16 protein-coding genes are annotated in these 16304 nt (G+C 70.8%); 9 read left to right on the forward strand and 7 right to left on the reverse strand.

All coding sequences use genetic code 11. The annotated features are described in order from the left end of the window. The first annotated feature begins 59 nt into the window (after positions 1-59). Complete coding sequence (gene cysE / locus AB6A66_RS04145) at positions 60-869, forward strand: serine O-acetyltransferase (RefSeq protein ID WP_371036466.1); 810 nt, start codon at positions 60-62, stop codon at positions 867-869. Positions 870-981: 112 nt separating this feature from the next. On the opposite strand, the gene AB6A66_RS04150 is transcribed toward cysE, so the two are convergent. The 4 genes from AB6A66_RS04150 to AB6A66_RS04165 form a co-directional block, all read right to left on the reverse strand. Next, positions 982-2358 carry a pyruvate dehydrogenase complex dihydrolipoamide acetyltransferase gene (locus tag AB6A66_RS04150; protein WP_371054890.1) on the reverse strand — a complete coding sequence of 459 codons (1377 nt, stop codon included), beginning with the start codon at positions 2356-2358 and terminating at the stop codon, positions 982-984. A gap of 13 nt (positions 2359-2371) precedes the next feature. Beyond that, entirely contained in the window at positions 2372-3748 is a 1377-nt protein-coding gene (locus tag AB6A66_RS04155) for a pyruvate dehydrogenase complex E1 component subunit beta (RefSeq protein ID WP_371054891.1), read from the reverse strand. Positions 3749-3763: 15 nt separating this feature from the next. Next, positions 3764-4774 carry a pyruvate dehydrogenase (acetyl-transferring) E1 component subunit alpha gene (gene pdhA, locus AB6A66_RS04160; RefSeq protein ID WP_371036463.1) on the reverse strand — a complete coding sequence of 337 codons (1011 nt, stop codon included), beginning with the start codon at positions 4772-4774 and terminating at the stop codon, positions 3764-3766. Between the two features lie 111 nt (positions 4775-4885). After that, complete coding sequence (locus tag AB6A66_RS04165; protein ID WP_371054945.1) at positions 4886-5185, reverse strand: septum formation initiator family protein; 300 nt, start codon at positions 5183-5185, stop codon at positions 4886-4888. 303 nt (positions 5186-5488) lie between these two features. Here AB6A66_RS04165 and AB6A66_RS04170 point away from each other — a divergent pair, with 303 nt between their 5' ends. Beyond that, on the forward strand, positions 5489-5977 hold the full coding sequence (locus AB6A66_RS04170) for a bacterioferritin (RefSeq protein WP_371036462.1): 489 nt from the start codon (positions 5489-5491) through the stop codon (positions 5975-5977). 30 nt (positions 5978-6007) lie between these two features. Here the strand turns inward: AB6A66_RS04170 and pgk are convergent, their stop codons facing one another. After that, on the reverse strand, positions 6008-7198 hold the full coding sequence (gene pgk, locus AB6A66_RS04175) for a phosphoglycerate kinase (RefSeq protein WP_371054892.1): 1191 nt from the start codon (positions 7196-7198) through the stop codon (positions 6008-6010). A 129-nt stretch (positions 7199-7327) separates the two neighbouring features. On the opposite strand from pgk, the gene AB6A66_RS04180 reads away from it, so the two are divergent. The 3 genes from AB6A66_RS04180 (at position 7328) to AB6A66_RS04190 (ending at position 9455) form a co-directional block, all read left to right on the forward strand. Further along, positions 7328-7834, forward strand: coding sequence for a peptidylprolyl isomerase (locus AB6A66_RS04180; RefSeq protein ID WP_371054893.1), 507 nt, complete (start codon positions 7328-7330; stop codon positions 7832-7834). Next, complete coding sequence (locus AB6A66_RS04185) at positions 7827-8372, forward strand: peptidylprolyl isomerase (RefSeq protein ID WP_371036459.1); 546 nt, start codon at positions 7827-7829, stop codon at positions 8370-8372. The genes AB6A66_RS04180 and AB6A66_RS04185 overlap by 8 nt, the downstream gene beginning before the upstream one ends. 99 nt (positions 8373-8471) lie before the next feature. Further along, positions 8472-9455 carry a DUF3179 domain-containing protein gene (locus AB6A66_RS04190; protein ID WP_371054894.1) on the forward strand — a complete coding sequence of 328 codons (984 nt, stop codon included), beginning with the start codon at positions 8472-8474 and terminating at the stop codon, positions 9453-9455. A gap of 94 nt (positions 9456-9549) precedes the next feature. Here the strand turns inward: AB6A66_RS04190 and tyrS are convergent, their stop codons facing one another. Then, positions 9550-10806, reverse strand: coding sequence for a tyrosine--tRNA ligase (tyrS, locus tag AB6A66_RS04195; protein WP_371054895.1), 1257 nt, complete (start codon positions 10804-10806; stop codon positions 9550-9552). 66 nt (positions 10807-10872) lie between these two features. On the opposite strand from tyrS, the gene AB6A66_RS04200 reads away from it, so the two are divergent. From AB6A66_RS04200 to pgi, 4 genes are read left to right on the forward strand one after another with little or no spacing between them, the layout of a single operon-like run. Further along, positions 10873-11973 (forward strand): anhydro-N-acetylmuramic acid kinase, encoded by a 1101-nt coding sequence (locus AB6A66_RS04200; protein WP_371054896.1) that lies wholly within the window; start codon positions 10873-10875, stop codon positions 11971-11973. 51 nt (positions 11974-12024) lie between these two features. Then, a complete protein-coding gene (zwf, locus tag AB6A66_RS04205; protein WP_371054897.1) occupies positions 12025-13455 on the forward strand; it encodes a glucose-6-phosphate dehydrogenase in 1431 nt (476 codons plus the stop codon). Then, positions 13452-14123, forward strand: coding sequence for a 6-phosphogluconolactonase (gene pgl / locus AB6A66_RS04210; protein WP_371054898.1), 672 nt, complete (start codon positions 13452-13454; stop codon positions 14121-14123). Before zwf ends, pgl begins: the two co-directional genes overlap by 4 nt. After that, on the forward strand, positions 14120-15757 hold the full coding sequence (pgi, locus tag AB6A66_RS04215) for a glucose-6-phosphate isomerase (protein WP_371054899.1): 1638 nt from the start codon (positions 14120-14122) through the stop codon (positions 15755-15757). The genes pgl and pgi overlap by 4 nt, the downstream gene beginning before the upstream one ends. 34 nt (positions 15758-15791) lie before the next feature. Here the strand turns inward: pgi and AB6A66_RS04220 are convergent, their stop codons facing one another. Continuing rightward, positions 15792-16268, reverse strand: a complete 477-nt coding sequence (locus AB6A66_RS04220; protein WP_371054900.1) for an acyl-CoA thioesterase — start codon at positions 16266-16268, stop codon at positions 15792-15794. Positions 16269-16304 lie beyond the last annotated feature (36 nt).

The following is a 16304-nucleotide window of genomic DNA, read 5'->3' on the forward strand; positions in this document are numbered from 1 at the left end:
TGGCGGGCGAGGACCATTTTGTGTATCACGGACCGTATCAAGTGCCGAGGGAGGCCGCCATGGCGGAAACGCGCGCGAAGCTGAAGCAGCTCGACCCTGTCTGGGCCCGCATCACGTCCGAGGCGGAGGCGGCCGTCGCGGACGAGCCGCTTCTGGGCGGGGTGATCCATTCCAGCGTGCTGCACCACCCGACCTTGCCGCGCGCGCTCGCGTACCGGGTCTCGCTCAAGCTCGCCTCTGGCGAGATGTCAGAGCAGATCCTCCGCGAGATCTGCGACGAGGCCCACGCGGCCGAGCCCGCGCTCGCCCAGGCCGCGCGCGCCGACATCGCCGCCGTCTACGACCGCGATCCGGCCTGCCACCGCTTCCTGCAACCGCTTCTCTTCTTCAAGGGGTTCCAAGCCTTGCAATGCTACCGCGTGGCGCATTGGCTCTGGACGCAAGGTCGGCGCGACCTCGCCTATTTCTTCCAGATGCGCGTCTCCGAGGTGTTCTCGGTGGACATCCACCCCGCGGCGCGCGTCGGGCAGGGCATCATGATCGACCACGCCCATTCCATCGTGATCGGCGAGACGGCGATGGTGGGCGACAACGTCTCCATGCTCCATTCGGTGACACTGGGCGGCACCGGCAAGGAAGACCAGGACCGCCACCCGAAGATCGGCTCGGGCGTGCTGATCGGCGCGGGGGCCAAGGTTCTGGGCAACATCCGCGTCGGCGATTGCTGCCGGATCGCCGCGGGGTCCGTGGTGCTCGAAGACATACCGCCGAAGAAGACCGTGGCGGGCGTGCCCGCGCGGATCGTGGGTGAGGCCGGCTGCGCCCAGCCCTCCGTCACCATGGACCAGATCCTGCGCGGCGAGATCTGACCCCGCCGGATCCTTCGGCCCTGAACGCTGATCCCGGGGTGCGGGCTTCGACGTGCTGCGGGGCGCAGCCCCCCGGGCCGGCGTCGCCCATCAGCGGCTGACGCCCGGGGCGTCAGGCAAGCATGGCGAGCGGCGCCTCGAGGTGCCGGACGATGGCCGCCAGCAGCTCCGCGCCGAGCGCGCCGTCGATCACCCGGTGATCCACCGACAGCGTGACGGACATCACCGTCGCGGAGGAGAGGGCGCCGCCCGCGTCCACGACCGGCTTCGTCACGCCGGCGCCCACCGCGAGGATGGCGCCGTGGGGCGGGTTGATGACCGCGTCGAAATTCTCGATCCCGTACATCCCGAGATTGGAGATCGCGAAGCTGCCGCCCTGGTATTCCTGTGGCGCGAGTTTGCGGTCGCGGGCCCGGCCCGCGAGATCCTTCATCGCGGCCGAGAGCGCGGAGAGCGATTTGCTCTCGGCATCCCGGATCACCGGCGTGAAGAGCCCGCCCTCCACGGCGACGGCCACGGCCACGTCCGACGGCTTGAGCCGCAGGATGCGGTCGCCCGCCCAGACGGCGTTGGCTGCCGGCACCTCCTGAAGGGCCAGCGCGCAGGCCTTGATGATGAAGTCGTTGACCGAGAGCTTGACGCCGCGCGCCTCCAGGTCCGCGTTGAGACGCTTGCGCAGGTCGAGAAGGGCGTCTAGCCGGATCTCGCGGCGCAGGTAGAAATGCGGGATGGTCTGCTTGGCCTCGGTGAGGCGCTGGACGACCGTGCGGCGCATACCATCGAGGGCGATTTCCTCCGTCTCGCGGTCGGCATAGATCTTGCGGACCTGGTCGGCGTCGGGGCCTGTCGGCATGGCGGCGGCTGCCGGTTTCGGCGCGGCCTGTGCGGCCTCCGGCGCGGCGGCGTCAGCGGCCGCGGCGGGCTCCGCGCCCTCCACGTCGGCGCGGACGATCCGGCCATGCGGACCCGACCCCTCGATCCGGGTCAGGTCGAGACCCTTCGCCGCGGCGATGCGGCGGGCGAGCGGGGAGGCGAAGACGCGCCGCCCCTCGGCATCCTCGGGCGCGGCCGGGGCGGGCGTGTCGGGCAGCGCGTTCCCGGCGCTTGCCTGAGGGGCAGGGGCAGGGGCAGGGGCGGAACGCGGCGCGCTCTCCGGCTTGCCGGTTTCCGCCGGGGCCTCGGCGCCGCCCGCCTTGCCGCCCTTGCCGGCCGCCGGAGCGGCCTCGCTCAGGTCGTCGGCGCTTTCGCCTTCCTCGAGAAGCACCGCGATGGGCGTGTTGACCTTCACACCCTCGCTGCCCTCGGCCACGAGGATCTTGCCGACGGTGCCCTCGTCGACCGCCTCGAATTCCATGGTGGCCTTGTCGGTCTCGATCTCCGCCAGAAGGTCTCCTGCGGCGACGGTGTCCCCTTCCTTCACGAGCCACCTGGCGAGCGTGCCCTCCTCCATGGTGGGCGAAAGGGCGGGCATCAGGATCTCGGTGGGCATGCGCAGCGCTCCCTCAGCGGTAGGTGACCTGGCGCACCGCCTCGAGCACCTCGTCGGTGGTGACGAGGGCATGGCGCTCGAGGTTGGCGGCATAGGGCATCGGCACGTCCTTTCCGGCGACGGTCAGCACCGGCGCGTCGAGCCAGTCGAAGGCCTCGCGCATCAGCACGGCGGAGACGTGGCTGCCGATGGAGGCGACGGGCCAGCCCTCCTCCACGGTCACGCAGCGGTTGGTCTTCTTCACGCTCTCGATCACCGTGGCGGTGTCCATGGGCCGCAGCGTGCGCAGGTCCACCACCTCGGCGGATACGCCGTCCTCGGCCAGCTTCTCGGCCGCGTCCATGGCGTAGGTCATGCCGATGCCGAAGCTGACGATGGTCACGTCCTTGCCCTCGCGCCAGATCTTCGCCTTGCCGAAGGGGATGGTGAAATCGTCGAGCACCGGGACCTCGAAGCTCTTGCCATAGAGGATCTCGTTCTCGAGGAAGATCACCGGGTTGGGATCGCGGATCGCGGTCTTAAGAAGGCCCTTCGCGTCGGCGGCGGAATAGGGCATCGCGACCTTGAGGCCGGGAACATGCGCGTACCACGCCGCGTAATCCTGGCTGTGCTGGGCGGCGACGCGCGCCGCCGCGCCGTTCGGGCCGCGGAAGACGATGGGGCAGCCCATCTGCCCGCCCGACATGTAGAGCGTCTTGGCGGCCGAGTTGATGATCTGGTCCATCGCCTGCATGGCGAAGTTGAAGGTCATGAACTCCACGACCGGGCGCAGCCCGCCGAAGGCCGCGCCGACGCCGAGGCCGGTGAAGCCGTGCTCGGTGATCGGCGTGTCGATGACGCGTTTCGCGCCGAATTCGTCGAGGATGCCCTGGGTGATCTTGTAGGCGCCCTCGTACTCGGCGACCTCCTCGCCCATGACGAAGACCGACCCGTCGCGGCGCATCTCCTCGGCCATGGCGTCGCGCAGCGCCTCGCGCACGGTCTGCTTCCTGAACTCCGTGCCCTCGGGCACGTCTGGCTCTGCCGCGGGGGCGGGGGCGGACGCCTCGGGGCCCCCGGCCGGGGCCTCGGCGAGCTTCGCGGCAGCGGGCGCCGCCTTCGGCGCCTCCGCGGCCGGTCGGGCCTCGGCCACGTCCTCGGCGCTCTCGCCCTCGTCGAGCAGCACCGCGATGGGCGTGTTGACCTTCACCCCCTCGGTCCCCTCGGCCACGAGGATCCTGCCGACGGTGCCTTCGTCCACCGCCTCGAATTCCATGGTGGCCTTGTCGGTCTCGATCTCGGCGAGGATGTCGCCCGCGGCCACGCTGTCGCCCTCCTTGACGAGCCACTTGGCAAGGGTGCCTTCCTCCATCGTCGGCGAGAGGGCGGGCATCAGGATCTCGGTGCTCATGCGGTCGGGTCTCCCTCAGGCATCCTGCGGCGCGGTGTTGGCATAGATGTCGGTCCAGAGCTCGTCGAGCGCGGGCTCGGGGCTTTCGCGGGCGAAATCCGCCGCGGCGTTGACCACCGACTTGATCTCGCGGTCGATCGCCTTGAGGTCTTCCTCGCTGGCGTGGTCGCCGGACAGCAGCAGCTCGCGCACATGCTCGATGGCGTCGCGTTCCTCGCGCATCTTCTGCACCTCCTCGCGGGTGCGGTACTTCGCGGGATCGGACATGGAGTGGCCGCGGTAGCGGTAGGTCTTGATCTCGAGGATGTAGGGCCCCTTGCCGGACCGGCAGTGCGCCACCGCCTTGTCGCCGCCGGCCTTCACGGCGAGCACGTCCATGCCGTCCACCGCCTCCCCGGGGATGCCGAAGGCGGCGCCGCGGGTGTAGATGTCGGGCGTCGACGTCGCGCGCTTCTGCGAGGTGCCCATGGCGTACTGGTTGTTCTCCACGACGAAGATCACCGGCAGCTCCCAGAGCGCGGCCATGTTGAACGCCTCGTAGACCTGGCCCTGGTTGGCCGCGCCCTCGCCGAAATAGGTGAAGGTGACGCGGTCGGTCTCGTTGTACTTGTCGGCGAAGGCGAGCCCCGCGCCCAGCGGCACCTGCGCGGCGACGATCCCGTGCCCGCCGTAGAAATGTTTCTCTTTCGAGAACATGTGCATGGAGCCGCCCTTGCCCTTGGAATAGCCGCCCTCGCGGCCCGTGAGCTCGGCCATGACGCCCTTGGGGTCCATCCCGCAGGCCAGCATGTGGCCGTGGTCGCGGTAGGAGGTGATGCGCTTGTCGCCTTCCTCGGCGGCGGCCTCGAGGCCGACCACGACGGCCTCCTGCCCGATGTAGAGATGGCAGAAGCCGCCGATCAGGCCCATGCCGTAAAGCTGGCCCGCCTTCTCCTCGAAGCGGCGGATCAGGAGCATGTCGCGGTAGTAGCCTTTCAGCTCCTCGGCCGACACGTTGGGGGCCTTGGCGGTCTTGCGGGTGGCCATGGGGGCGCGCCCTCCCTCAGGCAGATGGTTTAGCACTGAACAAAAGCCATAGCGGATTCCCCCGGCGGGAGTAAGGGGGTTTCTGGCGCGGCGCCGCGGGCCGCTGGTGGGCTATTGTAGCACGACCTCGTCGGCGCGCAGGAGGCCCAGCACGTCGCGGGCCTGCTGGTCCAGCAGATCGAGGTCGAGATAGTCGTCCGACAGACGATGGGTGAGGTTCTCCATCCGCGCCACCTCGGCGCGGAGCCGTGCCAGATCCTCGGCCAGGCGCGCCTTCTCCACCTCGACCTCGGCGCGGCGGAAGAGCCCGTAATCGCCCTGCACCGCGGCATAGGTGAAGTAGAGCCCGAGCCCGAGGGCGCCGGCGAAGAAGAGGATCGCCCCGAAGGCGGGACGGGATCGCGATGTCAGCATGGCTGCGCCTTGCTCTGCCTCGGCCGCGGCCTCTTTCGGGCCGTCGGCCGCCACTATGGCACAGGCGATTCGCCATGGGAATCCCCGAATCCGCGGGCATCGACACGCCGGCGGCCCGGCGCGGCGCATCCGGGACGCGCGGGTCCGGCACGGGTTGAAAACCGGGATGGAGCCTCCACTTCGGGATGAACGCCGGCGCGCATCGGCGCGGCAGGGCCGCGCCGGAGCGCCGAGGAACGTGCACCCGCCCCGGAACGCGGACGGGGCACGGGAACGCGACGGACAGGAAAGGAGGCCCGCATGGCCATGAAGAACGAGACCAGCATCGACAACCTGCAACAGGCGCTCGCGATGGAGCTGACCGCGGCGCACCAGTACCTGCTGCATGCCCATGTCCTCGACGATTGGGGGCTCGACAAGCTCGCCTCGCGGATGCGCGACGAGATGCAGGAGGAACTCGGCCATGCCGGCAAGTTCATCGAGCGCATCATGTTCCTCGGCGGCACGCCGAACCTCACCCCCGCGGCAACGCCGTCGAAGGCGGAGTCGCTACGCGCGCTTTTCGAGTCCGACCGGAAGGACGAGGGCGAGGCGATCCGCTTCTACACCGAGTCCGCGCGCGCCGCCTCGGACAATGACGATATCGGCACGCGCCGGCTTTTCGAGGACATCGTGCTCGACGAAGAGGGCCACTGGGACTGGCTCAACCGGCAGATCGACCTGCTGGAGCGGATGGGCGAGCCCGCCTTCTACAACACCTACATGAGCGGCGATCAGGCCGGGGCCTGACGCGGGCGGGCGCGGCGCACCACCACGCGATCAGCGCTTGAGCGCCGCGACGCCCGGAAGATCCTTGCCCTCCATCCATTCGAGGAAGGCGCCGCCCGCCGTTGAGATGTAGGTGAAATCCTTTGCCGCGTCGGCGCGGTTGAGCGCGGCCACGGTATCGCCGCCGCCCGCGACCGAGACGAGCCGGCCCATGCGCGACAGCTCCGCCGCCTTGGCCGCCGCGGCGGCCGTGGCCGCATCGAAGGGCGGGTACTCGAAAGCACCGAGGGGGCCGTTCCAGAGAAGCGTGCGTGCGCGCTCCAGCGCGTCGCGGATGCGCCGGACGCTCTCGGCGCCCGCGTCGAGGATCATCGCGTCCTCGGGGCAGGCGTCGGCGGGCACGGTCTCGTGCGGCGCGCCCGCGGCGAGGTCGCGCGCCACCACTACGTCTACCGGAAGCAGGACCTCGCAGCCCGCCTTCGCCGCCTTCTCCGTGATCTCGCGCGCGGTGTCTGCCATGTCGTGCTCGGCCAGCGAGCGGCCGATCTCAAGGCCGCGGGCGGCCAGGAAGGTGTTGGCCATGCCGCCGCCGATCACGAGGATGTCGACCCGCTCCACGAGGTTGGCCAGAAGGTCGAGCTTGGTCGAGACCTTGGCCCCGCCCACCACCGCCATCAGCGGCCGCTCCGGCTCGGTCAGCGCGCGCGACAGCGCCGAGAGCTCGGCCGCCATCAGCCGCCCCGCGCAGGAGGGCAGGTGGGACGCGATGCCCGCCGTGGAGGCGTGGGCGCGATGCGCGGCCGAGAAGGCGTCGTTGCAGTAGATGTCGCCGAGTCGCGCCAGCGCCGCGGCGAAATCTGCATCGTTGGCCTCCTCGCCCGGGTAAAAGCGCGTGTTCTCCAGAAGCAGCACCTCGCCCGCGGGCAGCGCGTCCGCCGCGGCTTCGGCGGCGGGCCCCACGCACGCCTCGCAGAAGCGCACCGGCACGCCGAGCGCGTCCTGCATCGGGCGTGCGAGCTGCTCCAGCGACATCTCCGGCACGCGCCTGCCCTTCGGGCGGTCGAAATGGGCCAAGAGGATCGGCCGGCCGCCGGCCTCCAGCACGTCGCGGATGGTGGGCGTGGTGCGGGCGATGCGGCTCGCGTCGGTGACCTCGCCGTCCTGCACCGGCACGTTGATGTCCACGCGGATCAGCACCCGCTTGCCCTCGAGCGCCATGTCGTCGAGCGTCGCCCAGCCCATCGTCCCCTCCTGCCCGGTTGCGGCCCGGGCTCCTCTTCCACGGGCCGCCCCGGCGCGTCAATGCGAAGCTTGCGGGCTGGCCGCACGCGGCCTAGGAGTGTGGCGAACCGAGGCGAAGGAGAGCCGGCCATGGCCGAGATCAAGGACCCCGAGAACACCATCCTGATGGAGCTGAAGGACGGCACCGTCGTGATAGAGCTTCTGCCCGACATCGCGCCGGAACACTGCGCGCGGATGAAGGAGCTGGCCCGCGCCGGCGCCTACGACAACGTGGCCTTCCACCGCGTGATCGACGGGTTCATGGCGCAGACGGGCGACGTGGCGCATGGCAACATGGAAAGCGATTTCAACCTGCGCCGCGCGGGCACCGGCGGCTCGGACCTGCCCGATCTCAAGGCCGAATTCTCGCGCATCCCGCACGATCGCGGCACGCTCGGCGCGGCGCGCAGCCAGAACCCCGACAGCGCGAACTCCCAGTTCTTCATCAATTTCAAGGACAACCACTTCCTGAACGGGCAGTACACGGTCTATGGCCGCGTGATCGACGGGATGGCGCATGTGGATGCGATCACCCGCGGCGAGCCGCCCGCGAACCCGGACCGGATGATCAGCGTCAAGGTGGCCGCCGATGCGTAAACTCGCCGTTATCCTGGCCTTCGCGGCCTCTCCCGCCCTCGCCACCGGCATCGAGATCGAGGTCTCGGGCGAAGCCGAGGGCACCATTGCCATCGACCTTCTCGAAGACGTGGCGCCCGCCCACGCCGAGCGCATCGCGACGCTCGCCGCCGAGGGCGCCTATGACGGGGTCGTCTTCCACCGCGTGATCGACGGCTTCATGGCGCAGACCGGAGACGTGGAGTTCGGCAAGATGGGCGGCGACATGTCCATGGCCGGGCGTGGCGGCTCGGCCATGCCGGACCTGCCGGCCGAGTTCTCCGACATCCCGTTCGAGCGGGGCGTGGTCGGCATGGCCCGGTCCCAGAACCCCGACAGCGCGAATTCGCAGTTCTTCATCATGTTCGCCCCGGGGGCGTTCCTGAACGGCCAGTATACGGTCGTGGGGCGCGTGACCTCCGGCATGGAGGTGGTGGACGCGATCAAGCGCGGCGAGGGGCAGAACGGCGCCGTGATCGGGCAGCCCGACGTCATGGAGCGGGTCACCGTCACCGACTGAGCCGGGGCCTCGCGGCCGGTCACGTTCGCGGCAAGGGGGCTGTGCGGGCGGGCGATTCGCCCGCACCCTGTGCGGAAGTTCCGCATGGGAGACCGCGCCATGACACCCAGAACGATTCTCGCCGCGCTCGGCCTCGCGCTCGCCGCCGCCGGGCCGGTCGCCGCCGACCCCGCGCGCTGGGTCGCCGAGTGGCCCGATACCGATTTCTCGAAAACCACGCTCGAGAGCTGGGACGAGGTGATCTCGGGCGGCCCGCCGAAGGACGGGATCCCGGCGCTCTCGGACCCGGATTTCATCCCCGTCTCAAAGGAGACGCGGCTCGGTGCGCTGGAGCCGGTGATCGCGGTGGAACTTGCCGGCGAGCGGCCGCGCGCCTACCCGATCCGCTACCTCACCTGGCACGAGATCGTGAACGACGAGATCGGCGGGCGGCCCGTCGCCGTGACCTTCTGCCCGCTCTGCAATTCCGGCATCACCTTCGACCGGCGCGCGGGTGGGCGCACGCTCGCGTTCGGCGTCTCCGGCAAGCTCCGCCACTCGGACATGATCATGTACGACCGCCAGACCGAGAGCTGGTGGCAGCAGGCCATCGGCGAGGCGATCGCGGGCGAGATGACGGGCACCACGCTAAAGACGCTGCCCACCTGGATGGAGGGCTGGGCGCAGTTCGCCGCGCGCAATCCCGAGGGGCTCGTGATGGACGAGCCCGACTGGAACCGCGCCTATGGCCGCAACCCCTATCGCGGCTACGACAGCGCGCGCCGGCCCTTCCTCTACTCCGGCGAGATGCCGCCCCACGGCATCCCGCCGCTCGCCCGCGTCGTGCGGGTGGATACCCGGGCCTGGCCGCTCTCGCGGCTCTCCGAGGAAGGCCGCATCGCCGAGGCGGGCGTCACGCTGTCATGGCGGACCGGCCAGGCCTCCGCGCTCGATGCCGGCACGATCGCCGCCGGGCGCGACGTGGGCTCTGTGCGGGTGCGCGACGCGGCGGGCCGGGACGTGGCCCATGACGTCATGTTCGCCTTCGCGTTCCATGCCTTCTGGCCCGAGGGCACCTGGATGCTGGCCGGCGGGGCGCGCTGACGCCCGCATGCGTCACCGTCGCGGGCGAGGGGGCGCTGCCCCCTCTTGGCCTGCGGCCAATTCACCCACGGAGTATTTTCGCCAAGAAGAAGGCTCAGTCGGCCAGGGTGACGAGGGCGTGGCGCTTCTTGCCGGCCGAGAGCTTCACCGGGCGCGCGAGGGCGGCGGCGTCGAGCATGAGCCCGGGATCGGAGACCGGCGCGTCGTCGAGCCGCGCGCCCTGCTCGGCGATGAGGCGCTTGGCGTCCTTGCCCGATTTCGCGAGCCCGGCGCGGACGAAGAGCTGCACGACGGAGATGCCCCCGCCGAGCTCGGCGCGGTCGAGGGCGAGGGTGGGCAGGTCCGCCCCGGCGCCGCCCTGCTCAAAGACTTCCCGCGCGGTGGCCTCGGCCGCCTCGGCCGCGGGGCGGCCGTGAAGGAGCGCGGTGACCTCGTTGGCGAGCACGATCTTGGCCTCGTTGATCTCCGCGCCGCCGAGCGCGCCGAGCCGCGCGCAGTCCTCGACAGGGAGTTCGGTATAGAGACGGAGGAAGCGGCCCACGTCGGCATCGGCGGTGTTGCGCCAGAACTGCCAGAACGCGTAGGGCGAGACGAGTTCCGCGTCGAGCCAGACCGCGCCCTCGGCGGTCTTGCCCATCTTGCGCCCGTCCGCCGTGGTCAGGAGCGGCGAGGTGAGGCCGAAGAGCTCCGCGTCGCTCATGCGCCGGGCGAGGTCGATGCCGTTGACGATGTTGCCCCACTGGTCCGAGCCGCCCATCTGCAGCCGGCAGCCGTGGCGGCGGTAAAGCTCCACGAAATCGTAGGCCTGCAGGATCATGTAGTTGAACTCCAGAAACGAGAGCGACTGCGCGCGGTCGAGGCGGGACTTCACGCTTTCGAACGAGAGCATCCGGTTGACCGAGAAATGGCGGCCCACATCGCGCAGGAAGTCGAGGTAGTTGAGCCCGTCGAGCCACTCGGCGTTGTCGATCATGAGTGCGCCCGAGGGCCCTTCGCCGTAGTCGATGTAGCTCGCGAAGACGCGGCGGATGCCGGCGATGTTCTCGTCGATCTGGTCGGGCGTGAGGAGCGGGCGCTCCTCGGCGCGGAAGGACGGATCGCCCACCTTCGTGGTGCCTCCTCCCATGAGCGTGATCGGCTTGTGGCCGGTCTTCTGCAGCCAGCGCAGCATCATGATCTGGATGAGCGAGCCCACATGAAGCGAGCGTGCCGTGGCGTCGAAGCCGATATAGGCCGGGGTCGGGCCCGCCATCAGCGCCTCGTCGAGCCCTTGCAGGTCGGTGCAGTCGGCGAGATAGCCGCGCTCGAGCATCACCTGGAGGAAGTCGGAGCGGGGGCGGTAGGTGGTCATCGGGCTGGTTCCCTTCCTTGGCGCGGCCCGTCTATAGTGCCCGGGCAAGCGAAGGGGAAGAGCAGGATGGGCGGAGGGTCTGTCTGGGCGCTGGGAGCGATGTCGGGCACCTCGCTCGACGGCGTGGACGCGGCGATGATCCGTACCGACGGCGTGCGGGTGGAGGCGTTCGGCGCCTCTGACTACCGGCCCTATTCGGAAGACGAGCGCGCGGTGCTGCGCGCTGCGCTGGGGCGTTGGCCAGGCGACGACCTCGACCGGGCGGCGGAGGTGATCCGGAGCGCCCATGCCGAGCTGCTGGCGCGCTTCCCCGAGGCGGAGATCGTGGGCTTTCACGGCCAGACGCTGGCCCATGATCCGCGCGGGCGGGGCACCCATCAACTCGGCGACGGCGCGGCGCTGGCCGAGGCGCTCGGTCGGCCCGTGGTCTGGGATTTCCGCACCGCCGACGTGCGGCTGGGCGGCGAGGGCGCGCCGCTCGCGCCCTTCTTCCACTTCGCGCTCGCCAAGCGGATCGGGGCGGAGCGGCCGCTCTGCCTGCTGAACCTGGGCGGCGTGGGCAACCTGACCTGGATCGACCCGCGCCGCGCCGCGCCGGAGGAGGAGGGCGCGCTTCTGGCCTTCGACACGGGGCCCGCCAACGCGCCCATCGACGACCTGATGCGTGCGCGGCTGGGCGCGGCCTGCGACGAGGGCGGGCGGCTGGCGGGAGCGGGCCGGGTCGTGGAAGGCGCGCTCGAGGCGCTGATGGCGGAGCCCTATTTCCTGCGCATGCCGCCGAAGTCGCTCGACCGGGACGCGTTTCCGGGGCTCCTCGCCTCGGTGGAGGCGTTGTCGGACGCCGACGCGGCGGCCACGCTCACCGCCGTGGTCGCGGCGTCGGTCATGCGCGGGCTCGAGCACTGCCCGGTCCCGCCGGAGCGGATTCTCGTCACCGGGGGCGGGCGCAAGAACCCCGTGATGATGCGGATGCTGGCCGCCGCGCTCGACGCCGAGGTCGCGCCGGTGGAGGCCGTGGGGCTCGACGGCGACATGCTGGAGGCGCAGGCCTTCGCCTATCTCGCGGTGCGCGTGATGCGCGGCCTGCCCACCTCGGCGCCGGGAACCACGGGCGTGCGCGCGGCGGTGGGCGGCGGCGTAATCTCGCGCCCGTCCGGGGCGTTGTGATCGGCCTGCGAGATGCTAGTGTGACGCCGATCCGTCCCGGAGGGCCCGGCCATGGTCTCGCGCGTCATACCCGTCGATCCGTTCGACCTCGTGATCGTCGGCGCGACCGGCGATCTTGCGATGCGCAAGATCCTGCCCGCGCTCTACCGCCGGTTCCGCGCCGGCCAGATCCCGCCGGAGGCGCGGGTGATCGGCGCCGCGCGCACCGAGATGGACACCGGCGGCTGGCGCGCCGAGGTGGCGAGCGCGCTGGGCGAGGGCCCGGAACGCGACGCCTTCCTGGCGCGGCTCGACTACGTCGTGCTGGACGCCGAGGGCGAGACGGGATGGGACGCGCTGGCCGCGACCTGCCGGCCCGACGTGCTGCGTGCCTTCTACTTCTCGGTCGATCCGCATCTCTTCGCGCCTCTCGCGAAGCGGGTGGAACGGCACGGGCTTGCCGCGGCCGGCACGCGGGTCGTGGTGGAAAAGCCCTTCGGCCACGACCTCGCCTCGGCACGGGCGCTGAACGCGGCGCTGGCCGAGCATTTCCACGAGGATCAGGTCTACCGGATCGATCACTATCTCGGGAAGGAGACGGTGCAGAACCTGATGGCGGTGCGCTTCGGCAACACGCTGTTCGAGCCGCTTTGGAACGCGCAATACGTCGACCACATCCAGATCACCGTGGCCGAGACCGTGGGCGTGGCGGGGCGGGCGGAGTACTACGACCGCGCGGGCGCCATGCGCGACATGGTGCAGAACCACATCATGCAGCTTCTCTGCCTCATCGCGATGGAGCCGCCCGCGCGGTTCGAGGCGCACGCGGTGCGCGACGAGAAGCTCAAGGTGATCCGCGCGCTCGATCCGGTGGAGCCGGGCAACATCGTGCGCGGGCAGTATCGGGGCGACGGCGCGGTGGCGGGCTATCGCGAGGATGTGGGGCAGCCGCAAAGCCGCACCGAGAGCTTCGTCGCGCTCAAGGCCAACGTGTCGAACTGGCGCTGGGCGGGCACGCCCTTCTACCTGCGCACGGGCAAGCGGCTGCGGGCGCGCTCTTCCGAGATCGCGATCGTCTTCAAGGACGCGCCGCATTCGATCTTCGGGACCGAGGCGGGGCGGCATTCCAACGTGCTCGCGATCCAGCTCCAGCCCAACGAGGGCATGACCCTCGACGTCACCATCAAGGAGCCGGGGCCGGGGGGCATGCGGCTTCTCGACGTGCCGCTCGACATGACCTTCGCCGAGACGCTGGGCCCGGACGCCGAAGAGATCCCCGACGCCTACGAACGGCTCATCATGGACGTGATCCGGGGCAACCAGACGCTCTTCATGCGCGACGACGAGGTCGAGGCCGCCTGGGCCTGGACCGACCCGGTGATCGCCGGGTGGCAGGAACGGGGCAAGGCGCCCGCGCCCTACGACATCGGATCCTCGGGCCCCGAGGATTCGCTCATGCTCATGCACCGCGACGGGCGGCGCTGGCGGGAGATAGACCCATGAAACTTGTGGAATACGCCGATCGCGAGATGATGGCGATGAACCTCGCCCAGAAGCTCGCCGGGGACCTCAACACCGCGCTTCACCGCAGCGACCGGGTGCTCTTCGCGGTGCCGGGGGGCACCACGCCGGGCCCGGTCTTCGACGATCTCTGCGCGGCCGACCTCGACTGGGCGGCGGTGGACCTCATTCTGACCGACGAGCGCTGGGTGCCCGAGGACGACCCCCGCTCCAACACCCGCCTCGTGCGCGACCGGCTGCTGGTGGAGCGCGCGGCGGCGGCGCGGCTGGTGCCGATGGTGACGGCGGACGCCACGCCGGAGGAGGCGATCGCCAAGCTGACCGAGGAGATCGCGCCGCGCCTGCCGGTGGACGTGCTTCTGCTCGGCATGGGGACGGACGGGCACGTGGCCTCGCTCTTCCCGGGCGCCGAGGGGCTCGAGGATGCGCTCGCCGACGACGCGCCGCTTCTCGCCGCGATCAGCGCGCCGGGCGTGCCCGAGCCGCGGCTCACCATGACGGTGCCGGTGCTGGCGGGGGCGCTCGCGAAGCACCTCGTCATCACCGGGGAGGAGAAGCGCGCGATGCTTGACGCCTCGGTGAAGCGCGACCCGCGCGAGGCGCCCGTGGCGGCGGTGATGGACGGAATGACCGTCCACTGGGCGCCGTGAGCGGCGCACCGGGCGCGTCGCAGGGCGCCTGGGACAGGCTGCAGGCGCTCCGGGCGGAGGCCGCGGGGCGGCGCATCCTCGATCTCTTCGCGGCCGATCCCGACCGCGCCGCGCGCTTCTCGGCCCGGGCGGGGGGGATGCTTTTCGACTACTCCAAGACGGCGATCGACGCCGAGGCGCGGGCGGCGCTTCTCGACCTCGCCGCCGGGGCGGGCGTGGCGGCGCGCGCCCGGGCGATGATGGCGGGCGCGCCCGTGAACGCGACCGAGGGGCGCTCCGCGCTCCACACCGCGCTCCGCGATCCCGACGGCCCGCCGCTGATCGTGGACGGGGCGGATGTGCGCCCCGGCATCCGGTCGGTTCTTTCGCGCATGGAACGCTTCGCGGAGGACGTGCGCACGGGCCGGTTCGAGGCCGCGGGCGGGGCGGTGGCGGATGTCGTGAACATCGGCATCGGCGGCTCAGATCTCGGCCCGGCGATGGCGGTGCGCGCGCTGGCGCCCTACCATGACGGGCCGCGCTGCCATTTCGTCTCCAACGTGGACGGGGCGGACATCGCCGACACGCTCGCCCCGCTCGACCCGGCGCGCACGCTCGTCATCGTGGCCTCCAAGACCTTCACCACCGTCGAGACCATGACCAACGCCGAGACGGCGCGCGCCTGGATGGCCGAAGCGGTCGCCGATCCGGCGGCGCAGGTCGCGGCGCTCTCCACCGCGATGGCGCGCACGGCCGCCTTCGGCATCCCCGAGGCGCGCGTCTTCCCCTTCGCCGACTGGGTGGGCGGGCGTTATTCCGTCTGGGGGCCGATCGGGCTCAGCCTGATGATCGCCATCGGCCCCGCGCGGTTCCGGGAGTTCCTCGCCGGCGCGCGCTGGATGGACCGGCATTTCCTCGAGGCCGGGCCCGAGGCGAACATGCCGCTTCTGCTGGCGCTCACCGGCATCTGGCACGCGCAGGTCTGCGGGCACGCGACCCGCGCCGTGCTGCCCTACGACGAGCGTCTGGCCCGGCTGCCCGCCTATCTCCAGCAGCTCGAGATGGAATCGAACGGCAAGCGGGTGGCGATGGACGGATCGGACCTCGCGCGCCCCGCGGGCCCGGTGATCTGGGGCGAGCCCGGCACCAACGGGCAGCACGCCTTCATGCAGTCCGTCCACCAGGGCACCGAGGTCGTGCCCTGCGAGTTCCTGCTGGCGGCCGAGGGGCACGAGCCGGCGCTTGCGCATCACCACCGGCTGCTCGTGGCCAACTGCCTCGCCCAGTCCGAGGCGCTGATGCGCGGCCGAACGCTGGCGGAGGCGCGCGCGCGGCTCGCCGACCGCTTCGAGGGGGACGAGCTCGAACGGCAGGCGCGCCACCGGGTCTTTCCGGGCGACCGACCCTCGGTGACGCTGGCCTACCCGAAGCTCACCCCGGAGATGCTGGGGCGCATCCTCGCGCTCTACGAGCATCGCGTCTTCGCCGAGGGCGTGATCCTCGGCATCAACTCCTTCGACCAGTGGGGCGTGGAACTCGGCAAGGAGCTTGCCACGGCGCTCGGGCCCGTGCTCGAGGCGCGAGAGAGCGCGGAGAGCAAGGACGGCTCCACCCGCCAGCTCGTGGACTACCTCACGGGGCAGGGGCGGGGCTGAGTGGCCCACGCCTCGCGCGCCGGGCCGTCCGCGCTCAGCCCGCCGGCTGCGCGCCGTCCACCTCGCGGAAGCGGGTGATAAGCGCTTGCGGCAATGCGCGCTTGGCCGAGCCGTCGGGCTCCAGCGTGACGATCACGCAGGAAAAGCCCGCGCGCTTCGTCCCGCCCGCCCAGATCTCGTTCAGGAGCGTGAAGCTCGTCCGCCGGAAGCTGCCGCAACGCGCGGTGACGATATAGCTTTCGTCCATCACCATCTCGGCGAAATAGTCGATCTCTGCGCGGCGGATCACGATGCGCGGATCCTCCGCCCGGTACTGCGAGAGGCCCCAGTCCTGGAAATAGCGGATCCGGATCGTCTCGAACCACGCCATGTAGGCGGCGTTGTTGACGTGGCGCAGCATGTCGATCTCGCAGAACCGGACACGGTCGGCCATGGCCAGCGGCCAGGGCTCGGGCAGGCCGTGGGCCGTCTGCTCTTCCGGGCTGAGCGGGGCGTGATAGCGCAGGTCCATGGGCGCAACTCTTGCCGTGCCCGGCCTCGCGCGGCA

The organism is Rhodosalinus sp. K401 (genome assembly GCF_041365735.1).
GTDB lineage: Bacteria > Pseudomonadota > Alphaproteobacteria > Rhodobacterales > Rhodobacteraceae > Rhodosalinus.

Coding starts and splice junctions, on each gene's coding strand:
- AB6A66_RS04170 (WP_371036462.1), top strand. CDS start 5,489: ATGGCCATGAAGAACGAGACCAGCATCGACAACCTGCAACAGGCGCTC.
- pgk (WP_371054892.1), bottom strand. CDS start 7,198: ATGGGCTGGGCGACGCTCGACGACATGGCGCTCGAGGGCAAGCGGGTG.
- pgl (WP_371054898.1), top strand. CDS start 13,452: ATGAAACTTGTGGAATACGCCGATCGCGAGATGATGGCGATGAACCTC.
- AB6A66_RS04150 (WP_371054890.1), bottom strand. CDS start 2,358: ATGCCCACCGAGATCCTGATGCCCGCCCTTTCGCCCACCATGGAGGAG.
- zwf (WP_371054897.1), top strand. CDS start 12,025: ATGGTCTCGCGCGTCATACCCGTCGATCCGTTCGACCTCGTGATCGTC.
- AB6A66_RS04200 (WP_371054896.1), top strand. CDS start 10,873: ATGGGCGGAGGGTCTGTCTGGGCGCTGGGAGCGATGTCGGGCACCTCG.
- cysE (WP_371036466.1), top strand. CDS start 60: ATGGCGGAAACGCGCGCGAAGCTGAAGCAGCTCGACCCTGTCTGGGCC.
- AB6A66_RS04185 (WP_371036459.1), top strand. CDS start 7,827: ATGCGTAAACTCGCCGTTATCCTGGCCTTCGCGGCCTCTCCCGCCCTC.
- tyrS (WP_371054895.1), bottom strand. CDS start 10,806: ATGACCACCTACCGCCCCCGCTCCGACTTCCTCCAGGTGATGCTCGAG.
- AB6A66_RS04190 (WP_371054894.1), top strand. CDS start 8,472: ATGACACCCAGAACGATTCTCGCCGCGCTCGGCCTCGCGCTCGCCGCC.
- AB6A66_RS04220 (WP_371054900.1), bottom strand. CDS start 16,268: ATGGACCTGCGCTATCACGCCCCGCTCAGCCCGGAAGAGCAGACGGCC.
- AB6A66_RS04155 (WP_371054891.1), bottom strand. CDS start 3,748: ATGAGCACCGAGATCCTGATGCCCGCCCTCTCGCCGACGATGGAGGAA.
- pdhA (WP_371036463.1), bottom strand. CDS start 4,774: ATGGCCACCCGCAAGACCGCCAAGGCCCCCAACGTGTCGGCCGAGGAG.
- AB6A66_RS04180 (WP_371054893.1), top strand. CDS start 7,328: ATGGCCGAGATCAAGGACCCCGAGAACACCATCCTGATGGAGCTGAAG.